Source organism: Ruminococcus sp. AF31-8BH (genome assembly GCF_003460605.1).
GTDB lineage: Bacteria > Bacillota > Clostridia > Lachnospirales > Lachnospiraceae > Blautia_A > Blautia_A acetigignens.
Window position 1 is genome coordinate 111,877 of record NZ_QTVN01000008.1, and the last position, 13,839, is coordinate 125,715.

Sequence of the window (13,839 nt, forward strand, 5' to 3'; positions counted from 1 at the left end):
ATTAGAATGGAGGGAAAATGTTTGGAAATCAGGGAAAAATAGAGAAAAATTGTCTGGTCGAAATTTCTCGGTTGTATTGCCGTATTGAGAAAAATGTGGTATATTATTAGTATCTGTAGTAATAATAGACAAAATAAACAGAATAACAATGGCAGGAGTGGTTAAAATGTATAACGAAGAGTACAAACGCTGGATGGCGGCAGATTTCGAAGATGCAGATCTGAAACCAGAATTATCTAAGATTGAAGGAAATGATGAGGAGATCAAGGAGCGCTTTGCTGTTTCCCTGAAATTTGGTACAGCAGGACTTCGCGGTGTTCTTGGCGCAGGTACCAACCGCATGAATATCTATGTAGTACGTCAGGCTACACAGGGCCTTGCGAACTGGGTAAAGACACAGGGCGGCACACAGACCGTAGCCATCAGCTATGACAGCCGTCTGAAGAGTGATGTATTTGCCAAGACAGCTGCAGGCGTGCTGGCTGCCAACGGAATCAAGGTCAGAATTTATGACGCATTAATGCCTGTTCCGGCTCTTTCCTTTGCAACACGCTACTATGAGTGTAATGCAGGAATCATGGTTACAGCTTCTCATAACCCTGCTAAATATAACGGATATAAGGCTTACGGCCCGGATGGCTGCCAGATGACAGATGACGCAGCAGCCATCGTTTATGATGAGATCCAGAAGACAGACGTACTGACTGGTGCCAAATACATGTCCTTTGCAGAAGGCGTTGAGGAAGGCCTGATCCGCTTTGTGGGAGATGACTGTAAACGTGCTCTGTATGATGCGATCGAGTCCCGTCAGGTTCGTCCAGGCCTTTGCAAGACCGCTGGCCTGAAGCTGGTTTACAGCCCGCTGAACGGTTCCGGACTTGTACCGGTAACCCAGATCCTCAAGGATATCGGAATCACAGATGTGACAATCGTTCCAGATCAGGAATACCCGAACGGATACTTTACCACATGCAGCTACCCGAACCCGGAGATTTTCGCAGCTCTGGAGCAGGGCCTGAAGCTTGCTAAGGAGACAGGTGCAGATCTTATGCTTGCAACTGACCCGGACGCAGACCGTGTTGGTATTGCTATGAAATGCCCGGATGGCTCCTATGAGCTGGTAAGCGGAAATGAAGTGGGAGTTCTTCTTCTTGACTATATTGCAGCAGGACGCATTGAGAAGGGTACAATGCCGAAGAACCCGGTTGCAGTGAAATCCATTGTATCCACACCTCTGGCAGATGCAGTTGCTGAGCACTATGGCGTAGAGCTTAGAAGCGTACTTACCGGATTCAAGTGGATCGGTGACCAGATCGCACAGTTAGAAGCAGCTGGCGAAGTTGACCGTTTCATCTTCGGATTTGAGGAGAGTTACGGATACCTTGCAGGACCATATGTACGTGATAAAGATGCGATCATCGGATCCATGCTGATTTGCGAGATGGCTGCATATTACAGAAGCATTGGAAGCTCCCTGAAGCAGAGACTTGAGGAAATCTATGCGCAGTACGGCCGTTACCTGAACAAGGTAGACAGCTTCGAATTCCCAGGCCTTAGCGGAATGGATACCATGGCAGGAATCATGCAGAAATTCCGTGACAATCCGCCGGCAGATATCGCAGGCTACAAGGTTGTGAAGGTTACCGATTACAAGAAACCTGAGGAAACAGGACTTCCGGCAGCCAACGTTCTGATCTACAAGCTGGAGAACAATGAGACTGTTGTTGTTCGTCCATCCGGAACAGAGCCGAAGATCAAGATCTACTATACAACTCTTGGCAAAGACCTTGCAGAGGCAGAAGCTGAAAAAGAGAAACTGGCTAAGGCACTTGAGCCGATGATGGCTTAAAACCTTTTTCAAACAAGTTCTAAGGCACTTGGTGCAGAAGAAACATAGCTTGAACGCAGATCGCGAAGCGACTGCGTTCATGAGCAAGTAGCGAAGCGGATTGCGAATGTCCGCTTTACTATAGTTTAGTAAATGACTCTGGAATCCCTCTTGCGTATAGCAGCGTAAGGGGGATTCTTTGCGCTGATAACTTTATTTATTTGCATAATGTGAAGATATTTTATTTTGTAATTCGTTAATTATAATAAAGGGAAAAACATATAGTATAATTCCCGAAAAGAAAACGAGGTGACTGATGAATGTGGACGTTATTATTTATATTTTTGATGTTTGGCGTATTCGGTAAACTGATTGGACTTGCATTCCGTGCCACATGGGGAATTACGAAGATCTTTTTCCGCCTGATCTTTCTTCCGGTAGTCCTGATCGGACTTGTGCTGGCTGGCCTGATGTACATAGCCCTGCCGCTGCTTGTAGTCATCGGAATCGCAGTGCTGGTGCTGGCGTAATTACGTGAGATTTTTTATATATATTTATAAAAATAAAAATACACGAAAATAAAATCGAAAATATGTGCGATTTGCCAGATGACAAAATGCGACAGATATGTTAGTATAGATACATCAACAAAAGACAAGAGATAGAAGTACGAAAGAAAATTCGAACTCACCTGCGAATTTCCAAATTACAAAAGCAATCAAGCATACTAAAGAAATCAAAAGTACAAAAGACAATCAAATTACAAAAGAAACCAGAAGTACTAAAGAATTTCAAAACACGAAAGCACTTAAACTACAAAAGAACTTTAACAACCAAAGACCCTGTAAGAAATACTCCAGATAAGACAGTATCCCCTGCAGAACACATCCGATAAAATCTATAACAAAACACATCAGAAAATTGGCTGGGAACTTATTTCCCAGCTATATTTATAACAAAATCCAACAACTGTTTATATTTGAAACCTATAGCCTTTCTCAGAGAAATCGTGTATACTAAATGTTAAAAACAGATCCCAAAAGAGACCGTAAAATTATTGGGTTTAATGAAAGTATACAATTCTTTTATCAGTTCCAAAATAGATGATTATAACAGCAGTGTATATTACGAAAATCCGTCCTATATATGAATGTTATAAAGAAAATAAAATGCTATAACTGTCAATAGAAAGGCATGCAATGAATTTACAGCAAGCGAGTGAACTTCTCGGAATTAATCAGGATGATGATGAACGGGAGATAAAACGGAAATATCATAATTCCCTTGTGAAACCGGAAAGCACCGATGGGAAAGGGCAGAGAATTTACCACTTTAAGGCATTTCTGGCTGCGCCGCCTCAGACAGTGGAGAGCACACGGATTGCCAACCTGCAGCCAGGAGAATATCTTTACCCAAGAGCATTCCACGGCAATCAGATTCAGCTCATGAACAAAGAACGGCAGATACTAGGATATCTCCGCATGGAAGATGACAGCCTATATTTTTGCATCATTCCTCTGTTAAAACGCCACGCCGCCCAGGTGAAGCTTCTGGTGAAATCTGATGACACAGAAGAGAAGGGAATCCATCGAAGTAAATGCGAAAGAAGTTCCGGTAACGCAGGCAGAAGCCGTACCAGAAATCATACTACAAAGGCCGATATAGATTTCTACTTCCGCCTGGAAGATGAGAACTACAATGTTACAGATTTAAACCTGAAAATAGCAGAATTTCTTTCTGAATATGAGAAATACCTGCGGCAAGACCGCTTTTCCGATTTGTTTGCGCGTCTGGCTCACTCCAATTTCCGCAGCCGTTTCCATCTGAAAGAGAAGGACAGGCAGTACATTCAGGAGAAAGGAATGGACACGATCCGAAGCCATGCCAGGGATTTTGTGCGTACGAGGCTGGCACCTGCCCAGATTCCAAACGATGGCAAGCAGACTCCCATGCGTGGACATCCGGTATTTCTGGCGCAGCATGCCACAGGCTGCTGTTGCCGCGGTTGCCTGTACAAATGGCATCGAATTCCACAGGGCGTACAGCTTACTCAGAACCAACAGGACTATGTGGTAGATGTACTTATGACCTGGATCGAAAAAGAAAATACCGGTAAGTAGGAATATTTCGTTTGATAGAGCATGCTTACCCACTATTTTATAATCAAATATTAAACAGAGGAATTGCCCATGAAAATTTTTCATCTATCCGATTTACACATTGGACTAAAATTAATTAATCGAGATCTTAGAGAAGATCAGGAATATATTTTGAACCAGATTATTCAGAAAGCGAAGGAGGAAAAGCCGGATGCAATTTTGATTGCAGGTGATATTTACGACAAAGCTGTTCCGTCTGCTGAAGCGGTAGAGGTATTCGATCATTTTATTGGAAACCTGCGCACAGCAGTACCGGAATCAGTTGTTATGATGATCAGCGGCAATCACGACAGTGCACCCCGCGTCAATTGCTTCCGAAGCGTGCTGACCCACCAGCGCATCCACATGATCGGAATGCCTCCGCAGACCGAAGAAGACCACATTGAGAAAGTAGTACTTCAGGACGAATATGGATCTGTGAATTTTTATCTTCTTCCCTTTGTGAAACCTTCTATGGTGAAGTTGATCGTAGGAACTGATGAGAATGGAAATAATCTATCATATAATGAGACCATTCATCGTCTGCTTGATCGTGAGGAAATTGATGAAACTCAGAGGAATATTCTGGTCAGCCATCAGTTCTATCTTCCCTCTGGCGAAAATGCAGAAGAGGTAGAACGAATGGATTCTGAGATTCGTACTATCGGAAATATTGACCAGGTATCCGCTGATATCCTGAAGAAATTTGATTATGCAGCCCTGGGACATATTCACAAACCAATGAAAGTAGGAAGCGAATTTTACCGTTATTGCGGTACGCCCCTTGCATGCTCTGTCAGCGAAGCAGGCCAGAGCAAAGGAATTATAATGGTTGACATAAAACAAAAAAACCAGATTACTACAGAGATTTTGCCTCTTGTTCCATTGCGGCAGGTCAGAGTGATTCGTGGTGACCTTGAGGAGGTTCTGGCACAGACCTGTAGGGATTATGTAACAGTTATTCTTACGGATAAAGTAGACCTGGATGTAATCGATATGCAGGATCGTCTGCGTCTGGCATTCCCGGGACTTCTGGAAATACGCCGGGAAACGGTACGGCAGGCAGACTATACCAGACATGCGGCTGTAGAGAAAACCTTAAATCCTTTTGAACTCTGCTGTCAGTTCCTGAATGACGCAGACGAGGAGGAGAAAGAGATTCTTCAGGACATCATCAATACTGTACAGGGGGTGACGAAATGAGACCTGTGAAGCTTACCATGCAGGCATTTGGTTCCTACGGAAATCTGACCAAGATTGATTTTAGCGAGCCAGACCAGAACCTATTTCTGGTAACAGGAGACACTGGCGCAGGCAAAACCACTATATTTGATGCTATTGTATTTGCGCTTTACGGCGAGGCAAGCTCCAGCACCAATAAGAAAGACGGTGTTGTGCTTCAGAGTCAATACGTAGAACTAAATGTAGAGCCTTTTGTAGAACTTGTTTTTTCTGAAGGTACAGGAGAGACTCGTCAGCTTTATACAGTTCGTCGTGTCCCAAGGCATTTGAAGCGTCTTACAAGAGGTGCCGGGAAAAACACCGGAAGCCGTGAAGTGACAGGCTCTGTCAGCTTGATCATGCCAGATGGAACTGAATATCCGCAGAAAGAAGCGGACAGCAAGCTTGGCGAAATCCTTGGTCTTAATAAAGGCCAGTTTATGCAGGTAGCTATGATTGCGCAAGGGGAGTTTATGGAGCTTCTTCGCGCCAAATCTGACGATAAGAAGGTGATTTTCCGTAAGCTTTTTAATACAGAGCTGTATCAGAATATTGTAGATGAGCTGATGAACCGCAAACGATCATTAGAAAAAGACATTGCCCAGATTAAGACTGCCTGTCAGACTGAGACTGCTCATGTGGTAATTTCCCAGGAATATGAGAAATGGGAAGAAATGGAAGCACTGAAAAAGCAGATTCAGAACGGTGAGATTGTAGTGATGGACCAGTTTCTCACTCAGTTGACAGAGCTATGCAGTACATTGAGGACTCGTATACAAGAGGCACAGAAAGATCTGGATACTCTTTCTAAGCTTCGGGATGAAAAGAGGGATGCCTATACCAGCGCCAGTCAGCTGCAGGGCTTATATAACCAGCTTGAAGAGGCACTTTTTGAGTTAAAAGCATGCGAAGACGTAGAAGCACAGATAAAGGAGAAGATGCTTCTTTCTGAGCACATACGAACTGCATATGAGATTCAAGCAGAGTACCTGCGCTGTCAGGACGCCTTTGGAAATCTGCGAAATCATGAAAATGCCTTGAAAGAGCAGCAGGAACGCAGCCCACAACTGGAAAACCAGGCGAAGCTTACAGCAGAAGAAGCATCTAAAGTGCAGGAACTTGCTGAAGGAGAGAAAGAAGTTTATACCACCATATATGAGCGGGTAAATAAGGAAATGAAGCTTCGCAAGCGGATTAGCGAAGCGCAGGCTATAGCCAGAGAGAGCCAGGAAACGCGTCAGGCAGCGGAAACAGCTGCACAGAAAGCACGTGAAGATTTGGACAGCCTGGAGAAAAAGGAAGAAGAGTGGCGCACCCAGGCGGAGACACTTGCAGATACTGGAGAGAAAATAGCCCTTTGGAAAGGGCTGAACCAGGAGCTTGAAGCTCTCTTTGCAGATCTGGAAGATGCAGAAAAGCAGCTTCAAATGACCGAAAAGCAGAAGAAAGAGTCTGAAAAAGCGAAGAAATCCTATATTAAAATCCGTGCGCTTTATGAAAGCCAGAACCAGAAATATGAATCCATGAGACGAATTTTTCTGGATGAGCAGGCAGGCTTCCTTGCCAGAGAACTTCAGCCAGGCAAACCATGTCCGGTATGCGGAGCTTTGGAGCATCCACATCCTTGTGCCACATCGGAATCCCATGCCGACCTTACCAGAGAGCAGTTAGATCTGGCAGAGAAGGAAGCCTCCCGGCTGCGCAGCCAGCAGGAACAGCTTGCAGGAGAAGCCCGTGCGGCAGCAGACCTTGCCATAGAGAAAGAAAAGGGATACCAGGATAAACTGGAGAAGCTGTGCGGAGGAATGCAGGAGCTTTTCAAAGATGCTGCTGAAGAAAATGCGCAGAATGCCGCTGGAATTTCCGGGATAATAGACCGGTCTCCTTTGGAGTTCATAAAACAGCAGTTGGAAACCAGAAAGCTTGCGTTGCAAAAACAGTATACACAGCTTCAAAAAGACCAGAACACTTTGCTGAAGCTCCAGAATCAGCTTAGCCACGTAGAAGAAACGAAAAAACAGGGAAAACTCACCGTTGAGGAAACCAACCAGAAGCTGACAGAAGCAATCGCCGCTGCAAAAAGCAGTCAGGATGTGCTGGAACAGCTTAGCAGTTCTCTGGAATATCCGTCGGAAGAAGCCGCTATGCAGGAATTTGATAAATCCAAGGCGAAATGGAAAAAAGCTGCCAGGGATGCAGAAGATGCACAGAAGAAATCATCTACAGCTTCCGAAGCCTTTGTGAACTGCATCAGCCTGATTCAGCGTTACATGGATGAACTGCCTGGATTACAGAAAGCTTTGCAGGAGAGACAGGCTTCTTATACAGAATTGCTGCATGCCAAAGATATGACAGAGAGTGAATGGAAGCCTTTAACAGAGGAATATTCCCGCCAGATGGCAGACCAGCTGCAGAAAGAAACCGACACCTGGAAACAGAAAAAAATTGCGGCGCAGACAGTGAAAGATTCTACCAGCAAGGCAATTGACGGAAGAACGAAACCAGATCTGGAGCTTGCGAAGGCTCAGATGGAGGAAGCGGAAGTAAAACGCAGATTGGCACAGGAAAAACTGGATTCATATAAAGAACAATATAAAGCAGATCAGGATGCCTGCAGTATTCTTACTCCGCAGATGGAGAAGCGAGGCAAGATTATTGAGAAGCATGCCAAGCTGGAAACTTTGTATAAATTGCTGTCTGGAAATATGTCCGGTAACAGAATGGATCTGGAAACCTTTGTGCAGAGATATTATCTGGAGAAAATATTATATGCAGCTAATCGCCGCTTTTCAGATATGTCTGCGGGACAGTTTGAGCTTCGAATGGTAGATGCAGCCAATGCCGGCAAGGGTAAAAACCGTGGTCTGGATCTTATGGTATATTCCAATGTAACCGGAAAGGAGCGGGAGGTCCGCACTCTTTCCGGCGGAGAGTCCTTTATGGCTGCATTGTCCCTTGCTCTTGGAATGGCAGACCAGATTCAGGAAAGCTCTGCATCTATTAATTTAGATGTAATGTTTGTAGATGAGGGCTTTGGCTCATTAGATGAGCATTCCAGAGAGCAGGCCGTAAAGGTTCTTCAGGAACTTGCTGGTGGCAGCAAACTGATCGGTATTATTTCCCATGTAACGGAATTGAAACAGGAAATTGAAGACCAGCTAATCGTTACGAAGGACGAGAAGGGAAGTCATGTAAGGTGGCAGATTAGTTAGAGAACTGCTGAAAAATCAGGAAATGATTTTTCAAAAATTTTCTAAATGCCTTGAATAAATTTGTTAAATTCTTCCGGATTGTCATAGTCTGTAATTATGCAATCCACAATGCGGCGGATTTCATCCTGGTGTTCCTCGTGCTCATCATAAACAGCAGCCACATAGAAACCATCATTTTTGGCTGTTGTCAGTGCATGGAGAGAATCTTCGAAAACAATAGTATTGCTTCTGTCAGTACCAAGAAATTTCATAGCTTCCCGATAGATAGCTGGTTCGTCCTTACCTGCTCCCACGGAAGTACAGGTAAATATTTCACTGAAACAATGAAGCACCCCGCAGCGAGTCAGAACGGTCTCTACCAGAGATCGTTCTGCGGCGGTTGCAATGCACATTTTAACACCTGCCTGCTGAAGCTGCGTGAGGAATTTGGCTGCGTGAGGCTTTAGTTGAGCCTCATAGCGGTAGAAGTCATCTACAATTGCGACAGCACCCTTGATCAGATCGTCAGGAGTCTGCTTTACGCCATAATAATCAATAAAGTAATCAGCTGCCTGCTGAAGACTCATAGTAGCAATTATCTCATTAAGATCAGGCTCCGGCTCGATTCCCTGGCTTCGCAGGTAAATTTCGCCTACATGATCCCAGGCGGACATGGAATCCAGAAGAGTTCCGTCCAGATCCCAGATTGCACCCTTTAACATAAATATCCTCCTAGTGATTTGCTCCGCAGCTCTGAACCATATTCTGGGTAAGCTCTTTGAGCTCCTTTGTGGCTTCTGTAATATTTTTTGCTGCGAAGATAGCGCTGACCACTGCAATTCCACAGATTCCGGTACCCTGAAGCTCCATAACATTTTCACGGGAAATTCCGCCAATAGCAATAACTGGGATGTTTACTGCTTCGCAAATCTGTTTCACAGTTTCATGGCTGATGCTGTTAGCATCTTTTTTGGTTCCGGTATGAAATACAGCACCGACACCCAGGTAATCAGCACCATTTTTTTCGGCAAGCACTGCTTGTTCTACTGTCTGGGCAGAAACACCGATGATTTTATCCGGTCCAAGAATCGCCCGCACATTGGATGCTTCCATATCATGCTGTCCTACATGTACGCCGTCAGCGTCAATTTTTTTTGCAATCTCTACGTTGTCATTAATTACAAATGGCACATGATAACGTGCACATAGTTCTTTAATTTCCACAGCCTCCTTCAGAAAGCTGTCAGCATCCAGATCTTTTTCACGGAGCTGGATAAATGTGGCACCGCCTTTCAGGGCATCCTCTACCTGCTCGTATAAAGTTCTGCCATTTAACCAGCTGCGGTCTGTAACGCCATAAAGTAAAAGATCGTTTTTATCACAGTTCATATCAAAATCTCCTAACTTCATAATAATTATGGTAAAAAAACATAAACCAGTTCTGTTTACTATAAGGCAGTATACCACAAAACTATTCCCATGAAAAAGCCTTAGTTGACCGTGCGCGGAAATTTTTTTACACCATGTGGGTAAGCTGCCAGGAAAGCAAGAAGTACCCTAATAGCTCTACACAGGTTTTATGCTGTGTTTTACTATTAGGGTACAGTTAATTATTTTTATTCAATATATGAGGCTTTTAAATTATTCTTGCTCCTGTGTTGGGAACTGGAAGTACTGCTGTGTAAATTCTCCCATCAGTTCTTCTAATGGTGCTAATGGTTCGGAATGTACGGTTATACCTGCTCCGAAATCGATATAACCCATGTTTTCATCTGCTTCCGGCCACTGAGCTAAGCCTTCTCCGTTTGGATCACCGTTGGTAATGAAATTCACCCAGTACTGATTCATTTTTTCTGCCAGTTCATAGTCCCAATCTCTCCAGTTTCTGGAGGCAGGTACACCATCCCGCATGGAGTTAAATGCATAGAACTGTTCGCTGGAATGCCATGCCCACTGCTCGGCGGCAGAACGGTCTGTTCCTATCTCTGTGATGCTTTCCGGAGTTATCTGGCTGAACAGATAAGTATAATTCTTTGCCTTTCCATCAGTTCTCTCAGCCATAAGCTTGCCATAAAGACGATTTACCATAAGATTGCGGCTATCCTGAGTTCCGAAGCCTAATGTTCCAAGCTGACGGCTGGTAACCATAGCAGTTTTATCTGTGATTTTCAAAAGATTTTCAAAATCATATTTGTCATACAGATCACCTAACTGTTCTTTGTATTCAGCATAAAAATCATCAGCAGTTGCTGTTGCCAGGTATTTTGCTTCTCCCATATTTGTTCCTGAAAGAATAGATACATCATCAAATACACCTTCATTGATGGCTTCCTGGATACTTGGATATGCTATATAAAGATCATCCTGGTTCATGCTGCCCGGATAATGCTCACTTGCAGATTTCAGCAGTTCTTCTCCGTCCATAGCTCTTAATTCTTCCATGGAAATATCAGCAGACAGACCTAAATCCTCCAGATATGCAGTTCCGTTCTTTTCTGCATCTTCCTGGCTCTGGAATGCTCCGACATACTTCAGTCCGCTCTCCAGAATCAGTTTATCTACATCAACATCCATTTGCGGTGAGGCTATCATGGACATTGCTTTCATTGTGCCGCCTGACTGACCTCCAACAGTGATGTTTTCAGGATCTCCTCCGAAATTTGCAATATTTTCCTTGATCCATTCCAGTGCTTTGATCTGATCCATCAATCCGTAGTTTCCGCTCTGTCCCTGCTCTTCAGAAAGCTGAGGCAGAGATAAATAACCGAATACTCCAAGTCTCTGCTCTACAGAAACTGCAATTACATCATTTTCTGCAAAAGCATCCAGGTTTCCCTCAGCACTGTAGGTATGTCCGACTGTCAGTCCGCCTCCATGGAACCACACATAGACTGGTTTTTTCTCATCACCTGTCAGGTTCTCCTCTGTGGTAGAAATATTCAGGTACAGACAATCCTCACTCATTTCCGGCGCTGTGTTATTGTGGAAATCTGTTCCGCTGGGTTCTACAAAGCCGAGCTCCTGCATGGGCATTTCCCTATTGGTATCGCACACAAGAATATCATCCCATTTCTCGTGATCCATAGGTGCCTTCCATCTAAGGTCTCCTACAGGCGGGGCTGCATATGGCACGCCTTTGAACTGTACCACATTCTCATACCCTTCATCCGTACTGTTGATTCCTTGAACCTTTCCGTAACTGGTATCTACAACATTATCGAGATTCTCTGAAGCTGATACAGTCATTCCTGATAACATCATCATGGCCGCTGATGCCATTAAAACTACCATTCTTTTTTTCATTTACATTTCCTCCTCGTATTCTTTGTTACTTACATTGCTTTTTTTCTTTTATATTGCCGATGATTTATTATGGCATTTTTTTAATTCTCTCACTATAAGTATTTTTCTTTCTTCCTATAACTTTTTTGATTTCTAAGGAGATAAGAAAAATCAAAAAGTACCCTAATAGCTCCACACAGCTTGTGTTCTGTGGTTTACTATTAGGGTACAGTTGCCTATTGGGGAATTATGGCAGCTATGCAGCGTAAATACTTTTTAATTCAGCGTGTTTTTCTATTATTCTGATAATGGAACCTGGAAATACTGCTGTGCAAATTCTTCCATCAGTTCTTCTAATGGTGCTAATGGTTCGGAATGTACGGTTATACCTGCTCCGAAGTCGATATAGCCCATGTTTTCGTCTGCTTCTGGCCACTGAGCTAAGCCTTCTCCATTTGGATCACCATTGGTAATGAAATTCACCCAGTACTGATTCATCTTCTCTGCCAGTTCATAGTCCCAGTCTCTCCAGTCTCTGGAAGCAGGTACACCATCCCGCATAGAATTAAAGACATAAAACTGTTCGCTGGAATGCCATGCCCACTGCTCGGCGGCAGAGCGGTCTGTTCCTATCTCTGTAATGCGTTCCGGAGTTACCTGGCTGAACAGATAAGTATAATTCTTCGCTTTTCCATCGGTTCTTTCAGTCATCAGTTTGCCATAAAGACGATTCATCATGATATTAGCGCCGCTCCAGCTTCCGAAGCCTAATGTTCCAAGCTGTCGGCTGGTAATCATAGCAGTATTGTCTGTAACCTTCAAAAGATTCTCGAAATCATATTTGTCATACAGATCGCCTAATTTTTCTTTGTATGCAGCATAAAATTCATCCGCAGTTGGTGTCTGTAAGTACTGTCCTTCTCCCATATTTGCACCGGAAAGAATCGACACATCATCAAACACACCTTCATTAACAGCTTCCTGGATGCTTGGATATGCTACATAAAGACCGTCCTGATTCATACGACCGGGGTAATGTTCACTTGCGGATTTCAGCAGTTCTTCTCCGTCCATAGCTCTTAATTCTTCCATGGAAATATCAGCAGACAGACCTAAATCCTCCAGATATGCAGTTCCGTTCTTTTCTGCATCTTCCTGGCTCTGGAATGTTCCAGGATAATTCAGTCCGCTCTCAAGAACCAGTTTATCTACATCAACATCCATTTTTGGTGAAGCTATCATAGTTGTTGCTTTTGTTGTGCCGCCTGACTGACCTCCAACAGTGATGTTTTCAGGATCTCCTCCGAAATTTGCAATATTTTCCTTGATCCATTCCAGTGCTTTGATCTGATCCATCAATCCGTAGTTTCCGCTCTGTCCCTGCTCTTCAGAAAGCTGAGGCAGAGATAAATAACCGAATACTCCAAGTCTTTGCTCTACAGAAACTGCAATTACACCATTTTCTGCGAAAGCATCCAGATTTCCTTCAGCACTGTAGGTATGTCCGACTGTCAGTCCGCCGCCATGGAACCATACATAGACTGGTTTTTTCTCGTCACCTGCCAGGTTCTCCTCTGTGGTGGAAATATTCAAGTACAGACAGTCTTCGCTCATTTCCGGTGCTGTGTTATTGTGAAAATCTGTTCCACTTGGTTCTACAAAGCCAAGCTCCTGCATGGGCATTTCCCTATTGGTATCACATACAAGAATATCATCCCATTTCTCGTGATCCACAGGTGCCTTCCATCTAAGGTCTCCTACAGGCGGGGCTGCATATGGCACTCCCTTGAACTGTACCACATTCTCATACCCTTCGTCCGTACTGTTGATTCCCTGAACCTTTCCGTAACTGGTATCTACAACATTATCCAGATTTTCTGAAGCCGATACGGTCATTCCTGATAACATCATCATGGCCGCTGATGCCATTAAAACTACCATTCTTTTTTTCATTTGCGTTTTCTCCTTTCGTATTCCTGGCTGAATTTCCGTGGTATTTAAAAGGTTTCTGGTATGATTCCCTATCTGCGTATACGGCCTTCTTCCTCCTCTCACGCTGCTGATAATTTATTATGACATTTATTTTATCTTCTCACCATAATTCTTTTTCTTTCTTCCTATAATTTTCTTGCTTTCTTTTGCAGGGAAAGAAGATAGAAAAAAATAATTTGATAAAATT

The 13,839-nt window shown here is 43.8% G+C and carries 9 protein-coding genes; 5 read left to right on the plus strand and 4 right to left on the minus strand.

All coding sequences use genetic code 11. The features are described 5' to 3' along the window. Nucleotides 1-166: 166 nt before the first annotated feature. From DWZ38_RS11510 to DWZ38_RS11530, 5 genes are all read left to right on the plus strand, one after another. Nucleotides 167-1,849 carry a phospho-sugar mutase gene (locus DWZ38_RS11510; RefSeq protein ID WP_117852844.1) on the plus strand — a complete coding sequence of 561 codons (1,683 nt, stop codon included), beginning with the start codon at nucleotides 167-169 and terminating at the stop codon, nucleotides 1,847-1,849. A gap of 299 nt (nucleotides 1,850-2,148) precedes the next feature. Further along, on the plus strand, nucleotides 2,149-2,358 hold the full coding sequence (locus tag DWZ38_RS11515) for a hypothetical protein (protein WP_117852847.1): 210 nt from the start codon (nucleotides 2,149-2,151) through the stop codon (nucleotides 2,356-2,358). A gap of 669 nt (nucleotides 2,359-3,027) precedes the next feature. Beyond that, nucleotides 3,028-3,948 (plus strand): DUF4186 domain-containing protein, encoded by a 921-nt coding sequence (locus tag DWZ38_RS23525; protein WP_347519545.1) that lies wholly within the window; start codon nucleotides 3,028-3,030, stop codon nucleotides 3,946-3,948. A 69-nt stretch (nucleotides 3,949-4,017) separates the two neighbouring features. Beyond that, nucleotides 4,018-5,169 (plus strand): exonuclease SbcCD subunit D, encoded by a 1,152-nt coding sequence (locus DWZ38_RS11525; protein ID WP_117852849.1) that lies wholly within the window; start codon nucleotides 4,018-4,020, stop codon nucleotides 5,167-5,169. Continuing rightward, nucleotides 5,166-8,399, plus strand: a complete 3,234-nt coding sequence (locus tag DWZ38_RS11530; RefSeq protein ID WP_117852851.1) for an SMC family ATPase — start codon at nucleotides 5,166-5,168, stop codon at nucleotides 8,397-8,399. Before DWZ38_RS11525 ends, DWZ38_RS11530 begins: the two co-directional genes overlap by 4 nt. A 41-nt stretch (nucleotides 8,400-8,440) precedes the next feature. Here DWZ38_RS11530 and DWZ38_RS11535 read toward each other — a convergent pair whose 3' ends face one another. The 4 genes from DWZ38_RS11535 to DWZ38_RS11550 form a co-directional block, all read right to left on the minus strand. Next, entirely contained in the window at nucleotides 8,441-9,100 is a 660-nt protein-coding gene (locus tag DWZ38_RS11535; RefSeq protein ID WP_117852854.1) for an HAD family phosphatase, read from the minus strand. A gap of 10 nt (nucleotides 9,101-9,110) precedes the next feature. Then, nucleotides 9,111-9,767: a thiamine phosphate synthase gene (gene thiE, locus DWZ38_RS11540; protein ID WP_117852857.1), complete on the minus strand. Its 657-nt coding sequence runs from the start codon at nucleotides 9,765-9,767 to the stop codon at nucleotides 9,111-9,113. A 252-nt stretch (nucleotides 9,768-10,019) separates the two neighbouring features. Beyond that, nucleotides 10,020-11,681, minus strand: coding sequence for a carboxylesterase family protein (locus DWZ38_RS11545; RefSeq protein WP_117852860.1), 1,662 nt, complete (start codon nucleotides 11,679-11,681; stop codon nucleotides 10,020-10,022). Between the two features lie 276 nt (nucleotides 11,682-11,957). Then, entirely contained in the window at nucleotides 11,958-13,613 is a 1,656-nt protein-coding gene (locus DWZ38_RS11550; RefSeq protein ID WP_117852862.1) for a carboxylesterase family protein, read from the minus strand. Nucleotides 13,614-13,839 lie beyond the last annotated feature (226 nt).